The 21737-nt window shown below is 64.2% G+C and carries 24 protein-coding genes; 10 read left to right on the forward strand and 14 right to left on the reverse strand.

Going from position 1 to position 21737, the window contains the following annotated elements:
• The first annotated feature begins 236 nt into the window (after positions 1 to 236).
• On the forward strand, positions 237 to 632 hold the full coding sequence (locus ACO06O_RS14695) for a RidA family protein (RefSeq protein WP_421881200.1): 396 nt from the start codon (positions 237 to 239) through the stop codon (positions 630 to 632).
• Between the two features lie 289 nt (positions 633 to 921).
• Here the strand turns inward: ACO06O_RS14695 and ACO06O_RS14700 are convergent, their stop codons facing one another.
• The 4 genes from ACO06O_RS14700 to ACO06O_RS14715 all read right to left on the reverse strand — a co-directional run bounded on the left by ACO06O_RS14700 (position 922) and on the right by ACO06O_RS14715 (position 2696).
• A complete protein-coding gene (locus ACO06O_RS14700; protein WP_421881204.1) occupies positions 922 to 1401 on the reverse strand; it encodes a type II 3-dehydroquinate dehydratase in 480 nt (159 codons plus the stop codon).
• A gap of 90 nt (positions 1402 to 1491) precedes the next feature.
• Complete coding sequence (locus ACO06O_RS14705) at positions 1492 to 1941, reverse strand: hypothetical protein (protein WP_421881207.1); 450 nt, start codon at positions 1939 to 1941, stop codon at positions 1492 to 1494.
• Between the two features lie 9 nt (positions 1942 to 1950).
• The gene (locus ACO06O_RS14710; RefSeq protein ID WP_421881209.1) at positions 1951 to 2319 is read right to left on the reverse strand and encodes a DUF6152 family protein; all 369 of its coding nucleotides are present in this window, start codon (positions 2317 to 2319) and stop codon (positions 1951 to 1953) included.
• Positions 2320 to 2414: 95 nt separating this feature from the next.
• Positions 2415 to 2696 carry a hypothetical protein gene (locus ACO06O_RS14715; RefSeq protein ID WP_421881212.1) on the reverse strand — a complete coding sequence of 94 codons (282 nt, stop codon included), beginning with the start codon at positions 2694 to 2696 and terminating at the stop codon, positions 2415 to 2417.
• Positions 2697 to 2845: 149 nt separating this feature from the next.
• On the opposite strand from ACO06O_RS14715, the gene ACO06O_RS14720 reads away from it, so the two are divergent.
• From ACO06O_RS14720 to ACO06O_RS14735, 4 genes are all read left to right on the forward strand, one after another.
• Entirely contained in the window at positions 2846 to 3484 is a 639-nt protein-coding gene (locus ACO06O_RS14720) for a MarR family winged helix-turn-helix transcriptional regulator (protein WP_421881215.1), read from the forward strand.
• 80 nt (positions 3485 to 3564) lie between these two features.
• The gene (locus ACO06O_RS14725) at positions 3565 to 4347 is read left to right on the forward strand and encodes a hypothetical protein (protein ID WP_421881218.1); all 783 of its coding nucleotides are present in this window, start codon (positions 3565 to 3567) and stop codon (positions 4345 to 4347) included.
• A 58-nt stretch (positions 4348 to 4405) separates the two neighbouring features.
• A complete protein-coding gene (locus ACO06O_RS14730) occupies positions 4406 to 4975 on the forward strand; it encodes a nucleotidyltransferase family protein (RefSeq protein ID WP_421881221.1) in 570 nt (189 codons plus the stop codon).
• Positions 4976 to 5109: 134 nt separating this feature from the next.
• Complete coding sequence (locus tag ACO06O_RS14735; protein WP_421881225.1) at positions 5110 to 6519, forward strand: diguanylate cyclase; 1410 nt, start codon at positions 5110 to 5112, stop codon at positions 6517 to 6519.
• A 6-nt stretch (positions 6520 to 6525) separates the two neighbouring features.
• Here ACO06O_RS14735 and ACO06O_RS14740 read toward each other — a convergent pair whose 3' ends face one another.
• Together ACO06O_RS14740 and ACO06O_RS14745 are read right to left on the reverse strand one after the other, a co-directional pair.
• Positions 6526 to 7596 (reverse strand): threonine aldolase family protein, encoded by a 1071-nt coding sequence (locus ACO06O_RS14740; protein WP_421881228.1) that lies wholly within the window; start codon positions 7594 to 7596, stop codon positions 6526 to 6528.
• 42 nt (positions 7597 to 7638) lie between these two features.
• The gene (locus ACO06O_RS14745) at positions 7639 to 8088 is read right to left on the reverse strand and encodes a GlcG/HbpS family heme-binding protein (RefSeq protein ID WP_420418293.1); all 450 of its coding nucleotides are present in this window, start codon (positions 8086 to 8088) and stop codon (positions 7639 to 7641) included.
• A 104-nt stretch (positions 8089 to 8192) separates the two neighbouring features.
• On the opposite strand from ACO06O_RS14745, the gene ACO06O_RS14750 reads away from it, so the two are divergent.
• From ACO06O_RS14750 to ACO06O_RS14765, 4 genes are all read left to right on the forward strand, one after another.
• Positions 8193 to 8564 (forward strand): VOC family protein, encoded by a 372-nt coding sequence (locus ACO06O_RS14750; RefSeq protein ID WP_421881231.1) that lies wholly within the window; start codon positions 8193 to 8195, stop codon positions 8562 to 8564.
• Between the two features lie 7 nt (positions 8565 to 8571).
• Entirely contained in the window at positions 8572 to 9864 is a 1293-nt protein-coding gene (locus ACO06O_RS14755) for an adenylate/guanylate cyclase domain-containing protein (protein ID WP_421881233.1), read from the forward strand.
• 87 nt (positions 9865 to 9951) lie between these two features.
• Positions 9952 to 10617 carry a ribulose-phosphate 3-epimerase gene (gene rpe / locus ACO06O_RS14760; protein ID WP_421881235.1) on the forward strand — a complete coding sequence of 222 codons (666 nt, stop codon included), beginning with the start codon at positions 9952 to 9954 and terminating at the stop codon, positions 10615 to 10617.
• Positions 10618 to 10644: 27 nt separating this feature from the next.
• Complete coding sequence (locus ACO06O_RS14765) at positions 10645 to 12306, forward strand: heparinase II/III family protein (protein WP_421881237.1); 1662 nt, start codon at positions 10645 to 10647, stop codon at positions 12304 to 12306.
• A 26-nt stretch (positions 12307 to 12332) separates the two neighbouring features.
• Here the strand turns inward: ACO06O_RS14765 and ACO06O_RS14770 are convergent, their stop codons facing one another.
• From ACO06O_RS14770 to fsa, 8 genes are all read right to left on the reverse strand, one after another.
• Positions 12333 to 12815 (reverse strand): YHS domain-containing (seleno)protein, encoded by a 483-nt coding sequence (locus ACO06O_RS14770; RefSeq protein ID WP_421881240.1) that lies wholly within the window; start codon positions 12813 to 12815, stop codon positions 12333 to 12335.
• Between the two features lie 111 nt (positions 12816 to 12926).
• Positions 12927 to 14027 carry a redox-regulated ATPase YchF gene (gene ychF / locus ACO06O_RS14775; protein ID WP_421881243.1) on the reverse strand — a complete coding sequence of 367 codons (1101 nt, stop codon included), beginning with the start codon at positions 14025 to 14027 and terminating at the stop codon, positions 12927 to 12929.
• A 20-nt stretch (positions 14028 to 14047) separates the two neighbouring features.
• Complete coding sequence (pth, locus tag ACO06O_RS14780; RefSeq protein ID WP_421881246.1) at positions 14048 to 14746, reverse strand: aminoacyl-tRNA hydrolase; 699 nt, start codon at positions 14744 to 14746, stop codon at positions 14048 to 14050.
• 30 nt (positions 14747 to 14776) lie between these two features.
• Positions 14777 to 15430, reverse strand: coding sequence for a 50S ribosomal protein L25/general stress protein Ctc (locus tag ACO06O_RS14785; RefSeq protein WP_421881249.1), 654 nt, complete (start codon positions 15428 to 15430; stop codon positions 14777 to 14779).
• 154 nt (positions 15431 to 15584) lie between these two features.
• Positions 15585 to 16520 carry a ribose-phosphate pyrophosphokinase gene (locus ACO06O_RS14790; protein WP_420418302.1) on the reverse strand — a complete coding sequence of 312 codons (936 nt, stop codon included), beginning with the start codon at positions 16518 to 16520 and terminating at the stop codon, positions 15585 to 15587.
• Between the two features lie 356 nt (positions 16521 to 16876).
• Positions 16877 to 17836, reverse strand: coding sequence for a tyrosine recombinase XerC (locus ACO06O_RS14795; RefSeq protein ID WP_421881252.1), 960 nt, complete (start codon positions 17834 to 17836; stop codon positions 16877 to 16879).
• A gap of 24 nt (positions 17837 to 17860) precedes the next feature.
• A complete protein-coding gene (locus ACO06O_RS14800) occupies positions 17861 to 18568 on the reverse strand; it encodes a DUF484 family protein (protein WP_420418304.1) in 708 nt (235 codons plus the stop codon).
• 64 nt (positions 18569 to 18632) lie between these two features.
• On the reverse strand, positions 18633 to 19286 hold the full coding sequence (gene fsa / locus ACO06O_RS14805) for a fructose-6-phosphate aldolase (RefSeq protein WP_420418305.1): 654 nt from the start codon (positions 19284 to 19286) through the stop codon (positions 18633 to 18635).
• A 165-nt stretch (positions 19287 to 19451) separates the two neighbouring features.
• Here fsa and ACO06O_RS14810 point away from each other — a divergent pair, with 165 nt between their 5' ends.
• Complete coding sequence (locus ACO06O_RS14810) at positions 19452 to 21647, forward strand: primosomal protein N' (RefSeq protein WP_421881255.1); 2196 nt, start codon at positions 19452 to 19454, stop codon at positions 21645 to 21647.
• The last annotated feature ends 90 nt before the right edge of the window (positions 21648 to 21737 follow it).

The raw sequence follows: 21737 nt of genomic DNA on the forward strand, positions 1-21737 counted from the left end.
CGCAGTGACTAAGTACGGCTTTTCCAGTGAACGATGCAGATCATTTCATGGTCACCCAGAATTTCGCCACCTTGGCTATATCAATCCTAGACAAGCCGGTCGGGTAATTGGTGCCCAAGGTCTACGAGTTTCGCAATGTGTTGGAAATGGTGTCATCAGCTTTAGCCCCTTGCCACACCGCCCCGCAGCCGCTTCCCTCTCCCCGTCCGCGCCATCCATCCTGGATAGGGAAAGAGATGGCACCTTCAGTTGAGACCATGGTTCCGGAGGGGTCGCCGCCTCTGATCGGGCCGTATAGCCATGTGGCGAAGGCGGGCAATCTGATCATGATCGGCGGGGTCGGCGGAATTGACCGGGAGACCGGGCAATTGGCCGGGCCGGATGTTGCGGCACAGGCCGTGGCGATCCTGAATTCCTTCGATCACATGCTGCGCGCGGCAGGGTCCGATCTGGACCATGCGATGCATATCCATGTCTTCCTGAAAGACATGGCGGATTTCGAGCGGATGAACGCGGCCTATATCTCCGTCATGGGCGAGCGCCGCCCGGCCCGCACGGTGATCGCCGCCCATGAACTGCCGAAACCGGCCTTCCGGGTGCTGATGAACCTGACCGCCGTGACGCGGGATTGAAGGGCGCACTTCCCCTGGCGCGTCATTCCCGTGAAGACGGGAATCCAGGGCCCTGTGGCACGATCCCGCCGGTTTCCCTGGATCCCCGCCTTCGCGGGGATGACGGAAGTGAGAGGGGATGGCGGAAATGGGGAATGCGCAACGAAGCGGAGATTGCAGTGAAGAATGGCGCGGTGCTGCCTTGTTCCCTGGGCCCCGGCTTTCGCCGGGGCGACGATGCCGTGAAGCGGGGGCACCGATCCCTCGGCGTCCTTGGCGTCTTCTTCGCGTCCTCTGCGGTTCTCTTCCCCTATACCGGCAGCGTCCGCAGCGGCGCGGGCATTCCGTCCGGCACGGCGTCCAGCATGCGGGCCGCGGACAGCATCGCCATCAGGTAGCCATAAGGACCCAGGCCGCAGATCACCGACGTGGCGGCGGTGGAGATGATGGAGTGGCGGTGATGGATGTCGCGGGCGTGGATGTTGGAGATATGGACCTCCACGATCGGGCCGTCGAAGGTCTTCAGCGCGTCCAGCAGCGGGACGGAATGGAAGGACAAGCCGGCCGGGTTGATGATGATGGCGCGGCCGGTCTTGCGGGCCTCGTGGATCCACTCGATCAGCTGCCCCTCATAGTTCGACTGACGGAAGGTCATGGACAGGCCCAGCGTCTTCGCGAAACCGGTGCAGGCTTCCTCGATCTGCGGCAGGGTCGTGGCGCCGTAGATTTCCGGCTCCCGCTCCCCCAGCAGGTTCAGATTCGGGCCGTTCAGGATGGTCAGGTCGGTCATGGCGGTCTCCCCCGGGTCGGATGATCGATGGGCGCCATAGGAGCACGCCCGGGGACGATTGCCGAGAGACAGTTGCCGGGAGGCTTCTCGTCACGCCGCGAAGGCGATCATCCGGCCGCAGATCAGGGCGGCGATCCAGCAGGCGAGCGAGACCAGGGCATGGGCCCGGGGATGCGCGGGCGGGGTCCGGCGGCTGCCCCACAGCGCGGCGGCGGTGCCGAGCGCGATGAGGGCGAGCTTCGCCTGAAACACGGAGAGTGCCAGATAGTCGGCGGGCTGGATGCTGAACAGCAGCAGCCCGGTCAGGACGGCGAGGATCAGCCCCGCCATCGCGCAGGGCCGCAAAACACGGATCAGCGCGGCGCTGTCCAGTGCTTTTCCGTGCCAGCCCAGCAAGCGCAGATTCATCTGCACGACCGCGCCGATCAGCAGCGCGATCCCCAGGATATGCGACGCGTTGACGGCGGCGTAGCCCCAGCGCGCGCCGCGCAGATAGGCGGCGGGCGGCGTCTCCGCCAGGGCGGTCAGCAGCGCTTCCATCGCCGGCGGTCAGTTCCGTTCCGGATAGAGCACGAATTCCCGGTCGCCGATATAGAACTTCTCCGCCTTCAGCAGTTTCTGCGACGCGTCGGCCGCGGGCTCGCCGACAACGCGGATCTCGACGCCTTCCGACAGGTCGCCATCCTGCACGCCGGCGCGTTCGTTGCGCCAGGGCTGGCCGACCTCGACGGTCCAGATCTCGCCCTCCGCGTCGACGGTCAGAACGCCATGCGGATTGCCCAGCTTGGCCGACTGGATGATGCCGATCAGTTCGATGTTGCCGCCCGTCGTCCAGCGCCAGCCGTGATGAGCCGATGCCGTGGCCGCAATGCCGATCAGGATCAGAAATCCGGTCAGGGCCGCGAACAAAGGTTTCATGCCGTCTCTCCTTCCCGGTTAGGAATTCCTGGACCTGAATTTAGGGCGCCGGTGCGGAAGGTCCAGACCGGTTGCTACCCTGGCGGCGCCCGTGTTCAGAGCGGCGCGGGGTCGGCCAGGCGGCGGCGCTCCACGCCATAGGCATAGACCGTCAGGCGCCAGAACGATGCCAGGCTGATCCCGGCGGCCAGCCAGAGCGCGACGGTCAGGACGACGCTGGGCAGATCGAACGATCCGACGGTGGCCCAGAACAGGGCGGAGAGGACGGCGAAAATCTCGCTGCCGATCAGGCCGGCGACAAGCAGGGCGGCGGACAGGCAGGACAGCCGGACCGACAGGGATACGGATCGAGGGGATGCGGACGGAAGGGGGGACATGGCCGGAGCACTCCTTGGTTAAGCCGCCAGGAGATATCGGTATCCCCTTCCCGCCCCGCCAGAGGATGCCCGCAGTATATTTTCGCGGGCGAAACCAGGCGTTTAAGAATCCGATTGTCTATTTTATTTAGGAGTCCTATATATAAATCATGAGCCAGACCGACGCTACAGAGCAAAGCCTTTCCGGGCTGTCCCGCATCGCGGCCTTCCTGCGTCAGCAGGATTGGCAGGACGGTGAGCGGCTGGGCCTGACGCCGACACAGATGGCGATCCTGCACCTGATCCGCCGGCGCGGCCCGCTGCGGATCGCCGCCCTGGCGGCGCAGGTCGGCGCAACCCAGGCAACGGTCAGCGATGCCGTGGCAGCCCTCGTCGCGAAGGGCGCTGTCGCGCGCGTCAAGGACCCGGCGGACGGGCGTGCGGTGCTGGCGACCCTGACCCAGGCTGGAGAGAGAACGGTCGACGACCTCGCGGATCGGCCCAATGCCCTGGACGACATCCTGGCCGATCTGGACCCGCGTGACCGGGGCGACCTGAACCGCATCCTGGTGAAACTTGTACGCGGCCTGCAGGAAGCGGGCGCCATCGCGCCGCAGCGGCTCTGCGTCACCTGCCGGTTCTTCCGGCCCCATCATCATGACGATGCGGCCAAGCCGCATCACTGCGACTTCGTGAACGCCGCTTTCGGGGAGCCGCAATTGCGCCTCGACTGCGGCGACCACGAGGCGGCCGATCCCGATCAGGCCCGCCGCACGGCGCGGCGGTTCGATACGGGTCCCCCGGCCTGACGAAAAGACGCCCCGGTCGCGGCAACGACCGGAGCGTCCGTTTCACAACCTCTCTTCGCACAGAAAGGAAGTTCCCGATCATGACATGGAAGACTTACCCGGGCCAGCATGGGCTGGTCCGCACCCTAATCGCGCCGGTCCTTGCCGCCGCGCTGCTTGCGGCGTCCAGCCCGGCCGCCGCCCATGACCAGCATACCAGCGGAATCCAGGCCGCGCCGAACGCTGCCGAGAAAGCCGATTTCGATATCGTCCACGCCAAGGTCACCGTCGCGGGCAATGTCGCGACCTTCCATATGGCGGTCTCCGGCAAGGCGGGCGATAGCCGTCCCGCGGCGACCGGTCAATTGGCCGGGGCAGAGGTCTTCGCCTATGTCTGGCCGACCGGCCTGGACGCGTCGGCGGTCGGATTCGACCAGGGCGCAGGCATTCTGTCGCTGGCGGTTACCGCCCATCCGGATTTCGACGACACGCCGCTGTTCGACGAAAACGGCGACGGCGACACGGCCAATGACGGCGATCTGTGGCACAGCCATTGGGTCGTGCTGGGGCCGGACGAGGCCTGTGGGCCCGGCGCGCTGAAGGTCCTGGACATCCCGGAAGGGGCCACGCCGAGCCTGCCCAAGACATGGCCCGGCCTGCCGATCCTGATCGACAGTCCCGGCTGGCAGCCACTTCTGAGCGGGGAATCGGTCGACGTGAAGGTTCCCTTCGCACCGGGCCAGGACCTGACCGGCATTGCCTATGACGGCGTTACCAGCGGGCTGCGGGTGAACGCGAATGTCCATGCGCCGCTGCTCTGCGTCACCGATGTGTTCGACGTGGCGTCCGGCGATCTCAGCCTGCCCGGGCGTATCGGGCAATAGGCCCTGCCGCCGGGGGCGGGCCATGGCCCTGCCCGCCCCCGGCGGTTAAGGTCCCGGAATGACCCAAGACGCCTTTCTGAACCACTGTCTCGCCAATCCCTACAATCGCGAGATTCTGAACCGGCTGGGCGACCTGCCGCCGGCAACCTGGCTGACGTCCGGCTGTCTGGTGCAACCGGTCTGGAACGCATCGGCTGGGCGGGCGCCCCAGGCGGATATCGACGACTACGACCTGATCTACCGCGATCCCGACACGTCCTGGGAAGCGGAGGACGCGGTCATCCGGCGTGCCGCCGCACTGTTCGCCGACCTGCCGGTCCGCATCGAAATCCGCAATCAGGCGCGGGTGCCGATCTGGTATCGGGAAAAGTTCGGCATCGCTTACCCGCCGGTCCGGCAGGCACAACACGCGGTGCTGCGCTTCCCGTCGAAAACCACCGCGGTCGCCATGACCACCGGCCGCGACGGCAAGCCGCTGATCTATGCCCCCTTCGGCGTAGAGCAGGCTTTACTGGGCCGGATCGTCCCGAACCACCGGTTGGACATTCCTTCGGTCTATGCCGAAAAGACGCGACGATGGAAGTCGATCTGGCCCCATCTGACCGTTCTGCCCTGGCGGCGGGCGTGAGACGGAAACAGCGCTTCAATCCTAAACCTATGGGCAGAGGCAGGCGTCGCTGTTAGTCTAATGGCTCTGGAAGTCGGTAGAACCAAAACAAATCCCACTTCCGGATATGCCAAAGATTATCGGGGAGGATAGCTTTGGACCTGACGCCGGACAGCGAAGAGATCGACCGGATCAATCTGAAGAGCCTGCTGAAACACGCCCATATCGGCGTGGTCATTCACCGGCTGGACACGTCTATCGTCTATGCCAACCCGACGGCGTTGAAGCTGCTGGACATGTCCTACAACCAGGTGATTGGCCGAGACGCCTATGATCCGAGTTGGTACTTCATCGACGAGTATCAGCAGAAAATTCCAATCGATGCCTATCCCGTGAAGCAGGTCCTGAATACAGGCATGCCGCTGATCAACGAGATGATCGGCCAGTACAGCCCCACGACCCGCGAAGTGAACTGGTTTCTCGTGAACGCCTATCCCGAAGTCGGCGAAGAATTCGGCGACGAAGGCTTTGTCGTCGTGACCTTCAACGAGATCAGCGCCCGTCGGCATCTGTTTTCCTACCGTGATGTGATCGAAAACACGCGGGATGTCGTCATCGTCACGGACGCGGAGGGCATTGAGGCGCCATTCGGGCCGCAGATCGTCTTCGTCAATCGCGCATTCGAAGAACTGACCGGCTTCAGCTCCGCCGAAGCGATCGGCGAAACACCTCGGATCCTGCAGGGGCACGGCACCGACGCCGCTTGCCGCCAGCGTATTCGCGAGGCCCTGCAGGCGCACCAACCGATCCGCGAGACGATCCTGAACTACTCAAAATCAGGCAAACCGTACTGGCTGGATATGGATATCTTTCCGCTGCGGAATCAATTCGGGAAGGTGACCCATTTCGCCGCGATCGAACGCGACGTCACGGATCAGACCTACTACGCCGATCAGCTTTCCAAGCGCAACGAAGACCTTCGGCACCTGAAGCAGAGCCTGGAAAAACTGGTGTCGGACAAGACCAAGGAGTTGCGCGATGCGAACTACACGCTGCAACGCCTTGCCCTGTACGATGATCTGACCGGAATCCCCAACCGGCGCTGCTTTCTGGATCAGTTCAAGAAACAATGTGCGATGGCGGACCGATACGAAAAACTGGTCGCCATCGGTATGATCGACCTGGATCACTTCAAGAAAATCAACGACCAGTACGGACACGATGCCGGCGACGCTGTGCTGAAGGAAACCGCACAGTATTTCCGCAATTTCTTCCGCGCCGAGGACAGTTTCGGGCGGATGGGAGGCGAGGAATTCGCCTTCGCCGTCCTGGTTGGCGACGCCGAGGCGGCGGAAAGCATGTGCCGCCGCCTCGTTTCCAGATTTGCTGAATTACCCGTCACCGTGGACGGGCAAGACATTTCGGTCACCATGAGTGCCGGGGTCTACGTGGCGCCGTCCCCTACCCAGGAAATCAGTATCGACGACGCCCTCAGAAAGGCCGATACGGCCCTGTACGAAGCCAAGAAGTCCGGCCGCAACCAGGCCGTACGCTGGCAGAAATAACTGGGGTCAGGCGGCGCCCTGCAACAACGCCTGCATGGCGTCGACCGCCTCTTCGACCTGAACCCGCGAGACATCCAGATGGGTCACGGCGCGCATGGTGCGCTTGTCGAAAGCACCGATCCGGATGCCCTTCTTCATCAAGGCGGCGGAAATGGCCGGGGCGTCCAACGCCGCATCGTCGGCGATATGGTACAGTACGATATTGCTGTGCACCGTGGCCGGGTCGAGCTCTATCCCCGGCAGGCCCGCAATCCCGTCCGCGAACAGTTTCGCATTGGTATTATCCTCCACCAATCGTGCCAGATTGTGATCCAGGGCATAGAGCCCAGCGGCTGCCAGATAGCCGGATTGGCGCAGCGCGCCCCCCATGCGCTGTTTGACCCGCCAGGCCTCAGCGATGAAATCCTTGGATCCTGCCAAGACCGCGCCGACGGGGCAGCCCAGCCCCTTGGACAGATCGATCCAGACGCTATCCGTGGCTTGGACGATCCGCGCCGCCGGCTCTCCCAGCGCCGCGACGGCGTTCATCAGCCGCGCGCCATCCATATGCAGGGCGCAATCCTTGTCCCGCGCCAGCGCCCCCAACGCATCGATCCGGTCGACCGGCCAGACCGTGCCGCCGCCCAGATTGGCGGTCTGCTCCACCTCGATCAGGGTAACGCGCGGGGCATAGCGATTGGAACGCGGCGGGATTGCCTCTGCCGCCTGCTCGACCGTGTAGACGCCGCGAACGCCCTGAAGCGGCATGATGTTGACGCCCGCGGTCGCCCCGGCCCCGCCGCCTTCAAATCCGATGATATGCGCGGTCTTGTCCGCGATGACCGCGTCGCCGGGGCGGCAATGGATCTGCAATGCGATCTGATTGCACATCGTCCCCGACGGCAGGAAGACCGCAGCTTCCTTGCCCAGCAACTCCGCAACCCTCTCCTCCAGGCTCAGGGTGGTCGGATCCTCCATCGCCTGTTCGTCGCCCGTCGCGGCTTCGGCCATCGCGGCCAACATGGCGGCGGAAGGTCTGGTCTTGGTATCGCTGAAAAGTTCGATGCGGATGTCGTTCGCGCGGGCGCTGCCAGCCATTGGACCCTCTGAATGTCTTGAGAACTTGAAAAAGGATTGGGCTCAGTCCGCATCCGCCGCCAGGCCGGCGGACCGGATTCCGGCGATGGCATTCGCCTCGTCATACTCACCGGCCTCGCCCGCGACGCCGACCGCGCCCATGACGGACCCATCCGTATCGCGGATGAAGACGCCGCCCCGCGTCGCGATCAGCGGCAAACCCATCCGTTCCATGGAAACCCTGCTGATGCCTTCGAACCAGACCGGCCATTGTTCGGCCATATCCATCAGATCGGCGGTCGACTTGCCGTAGGCGATGCAGGTCTGGGCCTTGGCCTGGGCGATATGGCCCAGCAGCGGCGGTGCGCCGCCTTCGCGTTCAAAGGCCAGAAGATGGCCTCCTGCGTCGCAGACCGCCACCGCCAACCGGCGATCGGGAGAGGATCTCGGGGCGGACAGCGCCTGATCAATGATGATCCGCGCCTGCGCCAGCGTGACTGACCGCATCGACATCTCCCTTTCCGATATTTGCCGTTTCGCTGGAACGTTGAGGAGGAAGCGCCCATGTGTCAAACAGAACAGGCCTGCCGAAACCCTGCGACGGAATGGAAGCTGACATGTTGGGACCCATCGACACGGTGCGCCTCTTTACCGTGAACCTGAAGAAATCACTGGATTTCTATCAGGGAAAATTGGGCATGACGCCCGCAGTCTCGGACGAGAACGTCGCGATTTTCGACACCGGTTCCGCGAAGCTGATGCTGGAGGTTCTGGAGGCGGACAGCGAGGAAGCAGAAGACCTCGTCGGCCGCTTCACCGGCCTGTCCTTTGCGGTTCCCGATATCCGCGCCGCCGTCGCCGAGATGGAAGGCAAGGGCGTGCCCTTCGACGGCCGGCCCGAACTGCAGCCCTGGGGCGGTGCGCTGGCCCATTTCTTCGATCCGGACGGCAATGTCCTGACAATCGTCCAATACCCGCTACAGGACTGACACGGTTATGCGCCGGGGATTGGATGCCGAGGCCATTTTCTCCCGCGAACGGGTCGCTTCCACGCGGCTGGCCATGTTGGGACGTCTTGGGGTCATCGCCGCGATCGCGATCTGGATCTCGCTGACCCGCAACCCGCCGCTGGTCTATTACACGCTCGGCGCCTGCGCCCTGTTCGCGGCGATCACCGCACTGCATTACCGCCTGGTGCCCAGTTATGCCCAGATGCGGTGGCTGCCCTATGTCTTCTATGGGCTGGACGTCGCGATGGTGATCGCGGGGATCGCACTGTCGATCCTGATCTTTTTCGATCACGTGCCGCCGGCGATGGTCTACCACTTCAACTATTTTCCCTTCTTCTTCCTGGTGCTGATCAGCACGGGCATGAGCCTGTCCCCGCGCGTCGTTCTTTGGACCGGCGTCTGTATCGTGGCGGGTTGGCTGATGTTGTATCTGGTCGTCGACCATCCGGCCGGATTGGATTGGGACGACATCCCGGCCGACGCGCGGGGCGACGCCTTTCTGGCCTATATCCTGTCGCCCGACTGGGTCGGCGGGTTCAGCCGCATCCAGGAATCCATCGTCATCCTGGCCACGGCGGGGATTTTGGGCCTGATCGTCTATCGCGCCCGCCGGCTGGTCGCCCGTCAGATCGAGGCTGAGCAAAGCCGACGCGCGGTGCGCGAGGCTTTCGGCCAATATGTGCCGGACACTGTTGCCGACGCGATGATCGCAACGGGCGGCATCCTACCGCCCGAACAACGCCGCGCCAGCGTGCTGTTCTGCGATCTGACAGGCTTCACCGCGATGACACACCGTCTGGGGCCCGAACGGACGGTCGCCGTATTGAATGACTATTTCGACTGCGTCGCCGCTTGTATCGGCCGGCATGGCGGCATCATCACCCAGTTTCAGGGCGACGCCGCGCTGGCAGTGTTCAACGCCCCGACCGATCTGCCGGATCATGAGCGCAGCGCCCTGAACGCCGCGCGGGATATCCTGGAATCCTGCGCGGGCAGTACATTCGGCGGACAGGAAATGATCCCCCGCATCGGCATCGCGACCGGCGACCTGGTGGCGGGGACCGTGGGCGGCGCCGGGCGTCGGGGCTATACGGTCCACGGCGATACGGTCAATCTGGCCGCGCGGCTGGAATCCAAGAACAAGGACCAGGGCACGCGCATCCTGCTTTCGGCCGAAACCGCCGCAGCGCTGGGCGAAGGCGAGACGCTGCGAGCCATCGAGAATGTCTCTCTGCCCGGTGTCGCAGAACCGGTGACAGTCTATACGCCCACCCAGTAATCTTGCGGTATCGTGCGGGGTGCGGTTGCGTCGCGGCGAATCCGGGACTACCTAGATACGGATCGAACCCATGCTGAAAGTACGATTTTGACGCAGCAGCCCACCCGCATCGCACCGTCCATCCTGTCCGCCGATTTCGCGGCCCTGGGCGCGGAAGTCGCAGCCATCGACACGGCCGGCGCGGATTACATCCATATCGACGTGATGGACGGCCATTTCGTGCCCAACATCACCATCGGACCCGCCGTGGTCAAAGCGCTGCGCCCGCATACAGAGAAGGTCTTCGACGTCCATCTGATGATCGCGCCGGTCGATCCCTATATCGAGGCCTTTGCGGCGGCCGGGGCGGATATTCTGACGATCCATCCCGAATCCGGCCCGCATTTGCACCGAACGCTGCAGAGCATCCGCGCCATGGGCAAGAAGGCGGGCGTCGTCTTGAATCCCGGCACGCCCGTGCATGTGGTGGAACCGGTCATGGACCTTCTGGACCTGATCCTGGTCATGTCGGTTAATCCAGGTTTTGGCGGACAGAGCTTTATCGGCAGTCAGTTGGAAAAGATCGCCCGCCTGCGTGAGATGATCGACGCGACGGGACGTGAGATCGATCTGGAGGTCGACGGCGGCATCAATTTCGAAACCGCGCCGCGTGCCGTGGCTGCCGGGGCCGACGTTCTGGTCGCCGGGACCGCGACATTCAATGGCGGTCCGGACAGTTACGCTAAAAACATTCGCCGCCTTCGCGGCATGTGACGCCAGTCGAAGGGGCCGGGGGCCATCATGGAACCGGTGACGATTCCGCCCAACCCGATCGGACAGGAAGTGCGCTATAGAACCGCGCGCCTTGCAGGCGCTTTGGGCCTGTACGGGATCATGCTGTCGGGCGCCCGTCCGGGCGCGCCGTACCGTACGGTGCCGGATCCGTGGCCGGGTGATCCCGCGCGCGGCCGCGCCATCGCGTCTGGCCGCTACACCTTCGCCGGAACCACTATTACACCGACCGGGTCGCTCTGGGATCAGCAGGAGGCCGGCACCGGGTGGCGCATCGCTGCGCAGGGATTCGAATGGCTGCGCGATCTAGAAGCATCAGGCGGGGACGAGGCGGGCGAGTGCGCCCAGCGCCTGACCCTGGAATGGCTCGACCGCGACCTGGCCGGCAGCAAACCGGCCAGCGACCGGATCGCCTGGTCGGCGGGCACGGTCGGACGTCGGGTGCGCGCCTGGCTGTATCACTGGCGGCTGATCACGGACGGGCTGAGCGGCGAGCGCACGGAAGCGTTGCTGGATTCGCTGGGGCGTCAGATCCGCCACCTGACCCACTATGCCGGGTCGGACGGGGTCGGCGCGGAACGTCTGCTTGGTATTGTCGGCTATGTCCAGGCCTGCCTTATGCTGCCGATGTTCTCCCCCCGCACCGGCGCGGCGATCGGCCTGTTGGAACGCGAATTGTCCTATTCGATCCTGCCGGATGGCTGCCATGCGACCCGTAGCCCGCGCATCCAGTTCGAAGTCATGCGCGATCTGGTCGGCCTGAAGGAACTGTTCCAAGAGATGCAGCGGGAAATCCCGATCGGGCTGATGACCGCCATCGACCGTATGGCGCCGGTCCTGCGCTTCTTCCGGCATGGCGATGGCGGGTTGGCCCTGTTCCACGACAGCCGCGAGGGCGACAGCGCCGAGATCGACGCGGTACTGGGCCGTGCGGATGCACGCGGCCGGGCACCCGCCCGCTGCCCGCATGGCGGATTCGAAAAGCTAATCTCGGGCAAGTTGAGCGTTCTGGCCGATGCCGGCGCGCCGCCCGGTTACCCTTTCGACGCGCATGCCCACGCCGCGCCTCTGGCCATCGAGGTCGGCTATGCGGCGGAGCGGTTGATCGTCAATTGCGGCGCCGCGCGCCTGACCGAAGGGGACTGGGCGCGGGCCCAGCGCAGCACCGCCGCCCATTCGACGCTGGGGGTCGAAGACACGAATGCGGACGAAATCGGCAAGGATGGCCGGATTGGCCGCCGCCGCGCCAGCACTGTTGTAGAGCGGAACGAGGCAGACGGCGCGGTCTGGGTCGAGATGTCCCATGACGGCTATGCCAAACCCTTTGGCCTGACCCATACCCGCCGTCTGTATCTGGCGCCGGAAGGCACCGATCTGCGGGGCGAGGACGCGCTGGACGGGCCGGAAGGACATACCTTCACGATCCGCTTTCATTTGCACCCCAAGGTTCAGGTATCGCTTCTGTCCAACAACGCCTCCGCGCTGTTGAAGACGCCGTCGGGAACCGGCTGGCGGCTGCGCGTCAGCGGCGCGGCGATGTCGCTGACCGACAGTGTTTATCTGGGCGGTTCACAGGAAACCAAACGGACCCAGCAAATCCTGCTAACGGGCGTTACCGGACCGGAGGGCGTCAAGGTGAAGTGGGCGCTTCAGCGCGAAACCAAGCGGTAGAACCGGTCAGGGTTCACTAGGCCGGATCACAGATCTTCGGCCGGGATGCGCTTGATTTCCGGCCACAGTGTATCGGCCGTCGCGATATGGCCGTCGCGGTTTTCCAGCCAGATCAGCCGCGTCCCGGGATCAAGCTGCAGGAATAGCCGATCCCCCACGATCTCCCAGGCATTGGGGTCGATGTCGAACTTCTGCTTCTGTGTGACGCCATAGGCGCAGTATCCGCCATAGGCCGGCGCGTATTTGTCGGGATCGGCGTCGAACAAGGCCTTATGCTCCGCCGACGCGAATTGAAACAATGCGTCGCGATAGATTGACTGGAAATCGGCGGACCCTTCCACCGGGCGGCCTTCGGTGAAATACGCCACCGCGTCATAGCCGTGGATGACCAGGTTGGCATCGTTGGTATTCATCGCCGTCTCGGCGGAATCCTGTGTGCCGATCAGAACCCAAGACACCAGCGCGACCGCAATGGCGATCGCGACAACCGACTGAACCGCGCGTTTCATGGTGATCCGACCCGTTCCGAACAGTGAAATACCCCGAGCTCTCGGTTCGAAGTTTCAGCGCCGCGTACGGGCAGTGTCAACCGCCCGTTGACGATCCCTCGTCCTTGCGGATCAAACGTTGAAGCGGAAATGGAAGACGTCGCCATCCTTCACCAGGTAATCGCGGCCTTCCAACCGCACCTTGCCGGCCTCTTTGGCCGCCGCTTCACCCCCCAGCCCGGCATAATCGTCATAGGCGATGGTTTCCGCCGCGATAAAGCCGCGTTCGAAATCCGTATGGATGACACCTGCGGCCTGCGGCCCCTTGGCCCCACGGAACACGGTCCAGGCGCGGGCCTCTTTCGGGCCCACCGTGAAGAAGGTGATCTGATCCAACAGCGAGTATCCGGCGCGAATCACGCGGGCCAGACCGGTCTCCTCCAGCCCCAGCGTATCGAGGAATTCGCGGCGCTCCTCCTCGGTATCCAATTGTGCCACCTCGGCCTCGATCGCAGCGGAAATCACGACCGCCTGGGCCCCCTCGGCCTTGGCTTTCTCGAAGACCTTCGCGGAAAATGCGTTGCCGGTTCCGGCCGCTTCTTCCTCGACGTTGCAGACATACAGAACAGGCTTGGACGTAATCAGTTGCAGCCGACGGAAAGGCACTTCCTCCTCCGGCGTCAGTTCGGCCAAGCGGGCGGGTTTGCCGTCGCGTAACAGGTCCAGCGCCTTGGTCATCAGGGCAATATCCGCCTTGGCTTCCTTGTCGCCGGAATTGGCCCGTTTCTGGATCGGCTGGATGCGCCGCTCCAGGCTTTCCATATCCGACAGCATCAATTCGGTTTCGACCGTCTCCGCATCGCGCAACGGATCGACGGACCCTTCGACATGGGTGATGTCGCCATTTTCGAAGCAGCGCAGGACATGACAGATCGCGTCGACTTCACGGATATTCCCCAGGAACTGGTTGCCCAGCCCTTCGCCCTTGGACGCGCCCTTCACCAGGCCGGCAATGTCGACGAATTCCAACTGGGTCGGGATGATCTTTGCGGATTTGGCCAACGCGGCCAACTTGTCCAGGCGGGGATCCGGCACGGCGACGCGGCCGACATTCGGCTCAATGGTGCAGAACGGGAAGTTCGCGGCCTGGGCGGCTTGCGTTTCGGTCAGGGCGTTGAACAGGGTCGATTTGCCGACATTGGGCAGGCCGACGATACCGCAATTGAAGCCCATGGGGCCCTCCTAGCTTATAGTCACTGAGCGTCCGGACCGCCGGACATCCATTTCTTCAGTTGCGCCGCCAATCCGGTATCCGGCTTCGCGCCCGGCGCGTCGGCCGGGGCTGGCGCCGCCTTGGCGGGCCTTGGTTCGGATGCCGGTTTCGGCGGGTTCAAATCCATCGCCAGTTTCGACATGAAATCCGACGCTTTGCCTTGCGCCAGCAGATCGAAACGGTCGGAAATCCCGTCCAGCAGTCGTTCGAAATCCGGCCATTCCGCCTTGCTGAAATCGGACAGGACATGTCCCACGACGCGTGCCTTGTCGCCGGGATGGCCGATGCCGATACGCACCCGCCAATAGTCCTTGCCGATATGGGCATCGATCGATTTCAGACCGTTATGACCGCCATTGCCGCCGCCCTGCTTCACCTTGATGCGCGTCGGGGCGAGGTCCAGCTCGTCATAGAGGACGGTGACGTCGCCTGCATTCAGCTTGAAGAAGCGCATGGCTTCGCCGACGGACCGGCCGCTTTCGTTCATGAAGGTGGCGGGCTTGAGGATCAGAACCTTCTCGCCGCCGACCTCACCTTCCGAGGTCAGGCCCTGAAAGCGGCTGCGCCAGGCGGAAAAGGAATGGCGGCGGACGATTTCGTCCACCGCCAGGAATCCGACATTGTGGCGGTTGCGCTCGTATTTCGGTCCGGGATTGCCGAGCCCAACAACGAGACGCATGGGATACCGCCTTTCGTCCGGTCAGGAGGGTTACTCCTCGGACTCCGCTTCCTCTTCGGCGTCCGCCGCTTCTTCGACGTCCTCGTCCTCATCATCGCTTTCGACCGGCTCGGAGATCGAGGCGGACGTGATGTTGGCGACGACGAAGTCGCGATCCTGAATGACCGGCTCGACGCCTTCCGGCAGCGTGACCATGGAAATCCGGATCGTGTCGCCGATCTGGGTCCCGGTCAGGTCGCAAACGACTTCGTGCGGAATGTCGTCGACCGGGCACATCAGTTCGACTTCATCGCGCGTGACGTTCAGAATGCCGCCCTGGTCGATGCCCGGGCTGGCTTCTTCATTGATGAAGGTAACCGGAATGTTGACGTTGATCTTCGACCCTTTGCGCAGGCGCATGAAGTCGATGTGAAGCGGTGCGTCGGTGACCGGATGGAACTGCACGTCGCGCGGCAGCGCCTTTTCCTTGGCCCCGCCTTCAACGTCGACCGTATAGATCGTGTTGAACAGCAGACCCATTTCCAACTGCTTCATGATGTGACGCGGATCGACCGCAATCGTCAGGGGATCCTTGTTGTCGCCATAGACGACACCCGGCACAAGGCCTTCGCGGCGGACCGCACGGGCTGCCCCCTTACCTGCCCGCTCCCGCGCTTTGGCGGGGAAGATCGCTTCTTCAGCCATCTCATTTCTCCTCAATATGCGAGAATCCACCGGATCGACCTCCGATCCGGCGACCGACCTCCAGGGGTGTCGGCTGGGGCTCCTCAGAGCCAATGCTTCGCGCAACCGGAACGGTCTGGACCGCCCGGCGCCCGAAAAGCGGCCTCTTCTACACTCAATCGAAGAGGCTGGAAACCGATTTTTCTTCGTAAATCCGGCGGATCGCCTCGGCCAAGAGCGGGGCGATCGTGACCTGCCGCACATTGTGGCTGACCCGCACCGCCTCGGTCGCTTGAATCGAATCGGTGATGACCAGTTGCTCCAGCGGCGACGCCGCGACACGGGCGACCGCGCCGCCGGACAGAACGCCATGGGTGACCACCGCATGGACCGACTTCGCCCCGGCATCGACCAGTGCCTGCGCCGCGTTGCACAGCGTCCCGGCGGAATCGACGATATCGTCGATCAGGATACAGGTCCGGCCTTTCGGCTCGCCAATAATGTTCATGACTTCGGACACACCGGCCTTTTCGCGGCGCTTGTCGATGATGGCCAGATCGCATTCCAAGCGTTTGGCCAGCGCACGCGCGCGCACCACGCCGCCGACATCGGGCGAGACGACCATCAGCTCGTCCTCGTCCTTCAGCGTTTCCTTCAAGTCCTTATGCAGGACCGGCAGGGCGAAGAGATTGTCGGTCGGGACTTCGAAAAAGCCCTGGATCTGACCGGCATGCAGGTCCAGCGTCAAAACGCGGTTGGCGCCCGCCGTTTCGATCAGATTGGCGACCAGCTTGGCCGAGATCGGCGTCCGCGGCCCGGTTTTCCGGTCCTGACGGGCATATCCGTAATAGGGAATGACAGCCGTGACGCGCCGGGCGGAACCGCGCCGAAGCGCGTCCATCATGACCAGCAATTCCATCAGATTGTCGTTGGTCGGATAGTTCGTCGACTGAACCACGAACACGTCTTCGCCGCGTACGTTCTCCAGGATCTCGACGAAAATCTCCATGTCGGAGAAGCGCCGGATCGAGGCTTTGGTCAGTGGAACGTTGAGATAAGCGGAAATCGCTTCGGCAAGCGGCTTGTTCGAGTTGCCGGCAAGAATTTTCATGAGATGGCGTATCCCTGATGCGCCGGGACCCACCGCGTTTCGCTGAACACGGTCACCCCCGCTTTCGACTTCGTCCGCCGCTCCGCACCCCGCAGCCTTCCTCCGCTCCACCCCTGTGGGAAAGACCGTGCCGGGACGCGCGAACGACCGCGCGGGTGGGGTATACCAAGGGGCATGCGGACTGTAAACGGCCTGCCGCGTTTCGCCGCGCCCAGGGACCCATTATCGACCGCTGCCCAGGGGTCTGGAGATGGAATGCGCATGGCATCCCGACCGCCGGGAGGGGCAGACTGAAGAGATGCAAAGCCAGTGCCGGATCGTCATCGGTTTCCAAGGATGAACGTGCGGCAGCACGGTCATCCCTTGGCGCGTGGATGGGCCCGGGCATATTCCGCCATCAGGCGGGCGGTATCGACCTCGGTATAGCGCTGCGTCGTACTCAGGGATGCGTGGCCCAGAAGTTCCTGAATGGCCCGCAGATCGCCGCCGCCCGCCAGAAGATGGGTCGCAAAACTATGGCGCAAGGCATGCGGCGTCGCCGTGTCCGGCAGGCCCAGGGCGACGCGCAACATGCGGATCGGCTTGCGTGCGCTGTCCTGGTTCAAGCGCCCGCCGCGCACACCGCGAAACAACGGCCCATCCGGATCGCCCGCGAAGGGGCTTTCCGTCAGATAGGCCGCGATCGCATCCCGCACCACCGGCAGCACGGGCACGAAGCGTTCCTTGTTGCCTTTCCCCAGAACCCGCATCGCGTCGCCTTCAGGGACCTGCCCCTCGTTCAGCGACAACGCCTCGGCGATGCGCAGCCCACAGCCGTAGAGCAGGGTCATAAGGGCGACGTTGCGTTTCGCGACCCATTCTTCGGTCTCGAAATCCCCGGCGGATTCGATCAACAACTCCGCGTCGGGGACGCTCAGCGGTTTCGGAACCGAATGGGGAATCTTTGGCGCGCGCACCAGGTTCAACCGATCATTCTCGACGAGGCCCCGCTTGCGCAGATAGCGAAAGAACGTCCGGATCGACGACAGTTTCCGGGCGCGCGATATGTCCTGGACCCCGCCTTCCGATAGCCGCGCCAGCCAGGACCGGAAATCCAACTGCCGGAGATCCGCCAGGTCGGACAGTTCCGGCGGCGCCCCCAGATGGCGGGTCAAGAAGGTCAGGAAATCCTCAACGTCCCGGCTATAGGCGGACACTGTATGAGGGCTGAGGCGGCGTTCGTCGTTCAACCAGGTCAGGAAAGCGCGATAGGCCTTGGCCACCGGCCCGTCGCCGATGACCGGGTGCTGCGACAGGTCGAAGCGGTCATCGGCCATGCCGCGCCCCCTCGGCAGCGGCTCTTACTCCGGCAGATCCAGCCAAATGCGCACCAATTGGGCCAGGACCGCCGACAGGAACCCGATCAGTTCCGTCGCCTGTCCGGGATGGAACTTTTCGGGATCGCGATGCCCGAAGGCCAGGAGTGCCGGCGGCGACGACGCCGAAATTCGCAGTCGGACCAGCGCGTCGCTCTGCACCAGGGTCGCGGCCCCGCCGAACAGGTCCGGATCGCCGGAGATATGCGCGCGCAGCAGCATATCCCGATCCGCCCCGATCAGCCGGTCGACAAAACCGGGCGGTACCAGGGTCACGCTGCGCACCGGGAAATCCTCGGCATTGGCCGATTCGACGGCCAGCATGACGACATCCATGTCCAGCACGACCGCCACATCGGTCTGGACGAGATTGATCAACTGTTCGAAGGAATTGGCGTCCAGCAGCCGCAGCACGCATTCATGCACGCGCGACTGGCTGTTCAGGTTCTCACGGCTGGTGTCGATCAGTTCGCGCGCGACGTCGGTGGTCTCTTCGATCCGGTCGCGCAGGCGGCGGATCATCGCTTCCTGAAAGTCGAAGACGCCCTTGCCGCCGTTGCGCTTCGGCGGGTCCAGTTCCGACAGGAGGTCCGGATGTTCGTTCAGGAAACCGGGATTGTCGCGAAGAAAGCTGACGACGTCCTTGGCTTCGACGCCGGTCGGCGCAGGCTGACTGCCGGGAGAGGGTTTCATGATCTCATTCTCCTCCGTCGACGGCCGGCCTGCGCCCCGACCCGTTCGGGGCCAGATACCGGCGTTAAAGAATCGACTGACCCGTCGCTTCCCAATCCTTGAGGAAGGCGGCGAGGCCCTTGTCCGTCAGCGGGTGGGCGAACAGCTGACGCAGCACTTTCGGCGGCAGCGTCGCAACCCCGGCACCCATCTTCGCAGCCTGCACGACATGCACCGGATGGCGGATCGATGCGACCAGCACTTCGGTGGCGAAGCCGTAATTCTCATATATCGTGACGACGTCGGCGATCAGCTCCATGCCGTCCTGTCCGATATCGTCCAACCGGCCGACGAAGGGCGAAATGAAGGTCGCGCCCGCCTTGGCCGCCAGCAGCGCCTGGGCCGGTGAGAAACACAAGGTCACGTTCACCATGATCCCATCGTCACTGAGTGCCTTGCAGGTCTTGAGCCCCGCCTCGGTCAGCGGCACTTTTACCGCGATGTTATCCGCGATCTTGGAAAGCTTGCGGCCTTCCTTCAGCATGGTGTCGAAATCCGTCGCGACACATTCCGCCGAAACCGGGCCGTTGACCACGCCGCAGATTTCCTCAACCACTTCCAGGAAGTTGCGGCCGCTCTTGGCGACCAGGGAAGGATTTGTCGTAACCCCGTCAACCAGGCCGGTTGAGGCCAGATCGCGAATCTCTTCAATATCCGCCGTGTCGATGAAGAATTTCATACTTTCCTCGCTTGGCGCGTCCGGCCCGTCGAACAACCGGGCGCCGCGCCGATGGTTAGAGATCATGCCCCGATTCGCGGAAGTAAACCGCTTTCAACGCCGCTTCCGCCCTGTCCCGCCCCGGTCCGCGACGAGGGCGATGCGATGACGGAGGGGACGCCGCCTGTGGCCCGTTCTTTGTTCCCTCCGGCCCGCCGGGTCAAGGTTCTATTGCCGCTGCCGCTGGCCGGTTCCTACGATTATGGCGTCCCGCCCGGGATGGATCCCCTTCCTGGCAGTTTCGTGGAGGTGCCGTTGGGCGGCCGCGCCGTAGCCGGCGTCGTCTGGGACGGAGAGCCTGATCCCGGCGACGTCCCGGAATCGAAACTGAAGGACATTGCGGGCATTCTTCCAGCCCCGCCCCTGCCCGACGCGTCGCGCCGATTCGTCGAACGCCTTGCCGCCTATACCCTGGCCGCGCCGGGATCGGTCCTGCGCATGGCGATGAGCGCGCCCAAGGCCTTGGAACCGGCGTCCCTGCGCACCGTCTATACCGCGGCCGACCCGCCGCCCGAAGACATCCGGTGGACCGCCGCCCGACGCCGCGTCATGGACTTCGCCGCCCAAGGTCCCGCCCTGCCCGCCGCCGATCTGGCGCGGGAAGCAGGTGTCACGCCGGGGGTCATCCGGGGCATGGCGGATGCCGGTGCCCTTCTGCCCCTGCGCCTGCCCGACACCGAAAGTTTCGACGATCCGGATTGGGAACGTCCCGGCCCGGAACTGTCGGATAGTCAGCATGCCGCCGCCACGGAACTGTGCGAGGCCGTCCGTGCACGCCAATTTTCCGTCACCCTGCTGGACGGGGTGACCGGGTCCGGCAAGACGGAGGTTTATTTCGAGGCCGTCGCGGCGGCGCTGGCGGCCGGGCGGCCCGTTCTGGTGCTGCTGCCCGAAATCGCCTTATCGGCGCAATGGCTGGAGCGATTCGAGGATCGTTTCGGCACGCGCCCGGCGGAATGGCATTCCGACCTGCCGCCCGGCACGCGGCGGCGAACCTGGAAGGCGGTCGCGGAGGGCCGGGTCAAGGTAATGGTCGGCGCGCGGTCCGCCCTGCATCTCCCCTTCCCCGAACTGGGCCTGATCGTCGTCGACGAGGAACATGACGGGTCGTTCAAGCAGGAAGAGGGGGTGATCTATCACGCCAGGGATATGGCCGTCCTGCGCGCGCAGGTCTGCGATTGCCCCATCGTCCTGGCCTCGGCGACGCCCAGTCTGGAAACCGTGACCAATGCGGATGCAGGCCGATACCGGCGCCTGCGCCTGACGGAGCGGCATGGGGTCGCCAAGCTGCCATCGATCGACGTGATCGACCTGCGCAAGACGCCGCCGCCGCGACAGCGCTGGATATCGCCGCCGCTTCAAGACGCGCTGGAAGAAACTTTGGCGCGCGGGGAACAGGCGCTGCTGTTCCTGAACCGGCGCGGCTATGCGCCGCTGACCTTGTGCCGGACCTGCGGCCACCGTATCGAATGCCCCACCTGCGACGCCTGGCTGGTGGAGCATCGTTTCGGCCGCCGCCTGGAATGTCACCATTGCGGCTTCGCGATGAAAACACCGGACCATTGTCCGGAATGCCAGGATACGGACAGCCTGGTCGCCTGCGGTCCCGGGGTCGAGCGCCTGCACGAGGAGGCCATGGCGATTCTGCCCGATGCCCGCATCGAGGTCGTAACCTCCGATACGCTGCAAGGCCCCTTGGCCGCCGCCGCCTTCGTCGACCGAATGGCCAGCGGAGAGGTCAACCTGGTGATCGGCACCCAGATCGTCGCCAAGGGCTATCACTTCCCGCTGTTGACCTTGGTCGGCGTGATCGATGCCGATCTGGGACTGGCGGGGGGCGATCTGCGCGCGGCGGAACGGACGTTTCAGCTCCTCAGCCAGGTCGCCGGGCGGGCGGGCCGGGCCGGTCATGCCGGACGGGTGATGCTGCAGACCGCCAATCCCGGCGCAACCGTGCTGCAGGCCATCGCGACCGGCGACCGCGACGGCTTCTATGCCGCCGAGGCGTCGATGCGCGAGGAACATGGCTGGCCGCCCTATGGCCGGCTGGCGGCGTTGATCGTGTCGGGCGAGGACGAAGGCCAGGTCGAACGGACGGCCGGCGATCTGGCCCGCGCCGCCCCGCGCGCCGACGGGTTGCGGGTGCTGGGACCGGCCGCGCCGCCGTTGGCCCTCCTGCGGGGCCGCTATCGCCGTCGTCTGCTGCTGAAGACCGGTCGGGATATCAGCCTGCAGCGGGTTCTGACAGACTGGCTGTCCCGGGTGAAGCCGCCGAATGCAGTGCGCATCCAGGTCGATATCGACCCTTACAGCTTCATGTGATCGTCTGATGTGACAATCCGGAACAGCCCTGGCGATTGCACCCTTGGCGTCAGCCGAGTAGTAAAGAAACAGGATCGGCCGGGGTCAGAG

Source organism: Pacificispira sp., from assembly GCF_965228185.1.
In the GTDB taxonomy this organism is placed as follows: domain Bacteria; phylum Pseudomonadota; class Alphaproteobacteria; order UBA8366; family Aestuariispiraceae; genus Pacificispira.

What these genes read in the sequence shown, in the direction of transcription:
- fsa (WP_420418305.1), bottom strand. Translation starts at nt 19,286, where the DNA reads ATGAAATTCTTCATCGACACGGCGGATATTGAAGAGATTCGCGATCTG.
- ACO06O_RS14700 (WP_421881204.1), bottom strand. Translation starts at nt 1,401, where the DNA reads ATGACCGACCTGACCATCCTGAACGGCCCGAATCTGAACCTGCTGGGG.
- ACO06O_RS14785 (WP_421881249.1), bottom strand. Translation starts at nt 15,430, where the DNA reads ATGGCTGAAGAAGCGATCTTCCCCGCCAAAGCGCGGGAGCGGGCAGGT.
- ACO06O_RS14715 (WP_421881212.1), bottom strand. Translation starts at nt 2,696, where the DNA reads ATGTCCCCCCTTCCGTCCGCATCCCCTCGATCCGTATCCCTGTCGGTC.
- ACO06O_RS14730 (WP_421881221.1), top strand. Translation starts at nt 4,406, where the DNA reads ATGACCCAAGACGCCTTTCTGAACCACTGTCTCGCCAATCCCTACAAT.
- ACO06O_RS14790 (WP_420418302.1), bottom strand. Translation starts at nt 16,520, where the DNA reads ATGAAAATTCTTGCCGGCAACTCGAACAAGCCGCTTGCCGAAGCGATT.
- ACO06O_RS14750 (WP_421881231.1), top strand. Translation starts at nt 8,193, where the DNA reads ATGTTGGGACCCATCGACACGGTGCGCCTCTTTACCGTGAACCTGAAG.
- ACO06O_RS14800 (WP_420418304.1), bottom strand. Translation starts at nt 18,568, where the DNA reads ATGAAACCCTCTCCCGGCAGTCAGCCTGCGCCGACCGGCGTCGAAGCC.
- ACO06O_RS14740 (WP_421881228.1), bottom strand. Translation starts at nt 7,596, where the DNA reads ATGGCTGGCAGCGCCCGCGCGAACGACATCCGCATCGAACTTTTCAGC.
- ACO06O_RS14765 (WP_421881237.1), top strand. Translation starts at nt 10,645, where the DNA reads ATGGAACCGGTGACGATTCCGCCCAACCCGATCGGACAGGAAGTGCGC.
- ACO06O_RS14795 (WP_421881252.1), bottom strand. Translation starts at nt 17,836, where the DNA reads ATGGCCGATGACCGCTTCGACCTGTCGCAGCACCCGGTCATCGGCGAC.
- ACO06O_RS14770 (WP_421881240.1), bottom strand. Translation starts at nt 12,815, where the DNA reads ATGAAACGCGCGGTTCAGTCGGTTGTCGCGATCGCCATTGCGGTCGCG.
- ACO06O_RS14745 (WP_420418293.1), bottom strand. Translation starts at nt 8,088, where the DNA reads ATGTCGATGCGGTCAGTCACGCTGGCGCAGGCGCGGATCATCATTGAT.
- ychF (WP_421881243.1), bottom strand. Translation starts at nt 14,027, where the DNA reads ATGGGCTTCAATTGCGGTATCGTCGGCCTGCCCAATGTCGGCAAATCG.
- ACO06O_RS14705 (WP_421881207.1), bottom strand. Translation starts at nt 1,941, where the DNA reads ATGGAAGCGCTGCTGACCGCCCTGGCGGAGACGCCGCCCGCCGCCTAT.
- ACO06O_RS14755 (WP_421881233.1), top strand. Translation starts at nt 8,572, where the DNA reads ATGCGCCGGGGATTGGATGCCGAGGCCATTTTCTCCCGCGAACGGGTC.
- pth (WP_421881246.1), bottom strand. Translation starts at nt 14,746, where the DNA reads ATGCGTCTCGTTGTTGGGCTCGGCAATCCCGGACCGAAATACGAGCGC.
- ACO06O_RS14710 (WP_421881209.1), bottom strand. Translation starts at nt 2,319, where the DNA reads ATGAAACCTTTGTTCGCGGCCCTGACCGGATTTCTGATCCTGATCGGC.
- ACO06O_RS14725 (WP_421881218.1), top strand. Translation starts at nt 3,565, where the DNA reads ATGACATGGAAGACTTACCCGGGCCAGCATGGGCTGGTCCGCACCCTA.
- ACO06O_RS14695 (WP_421881200.1), top strand. Translation starts at nt 237, where the DNA reads ATGGCACCTTCAGTTGAGACCATGGTTCCGGAGGGGTCGCCGCCTCTG.
- ACO06O_RS14720 (WP_421881215.1), top strand. Translation starts at nt 2,846, where the DNA reads ATGAGCCAGACCGACGCTACAGAGCAAAGCCTTTCCGGGCTGTCCCGC.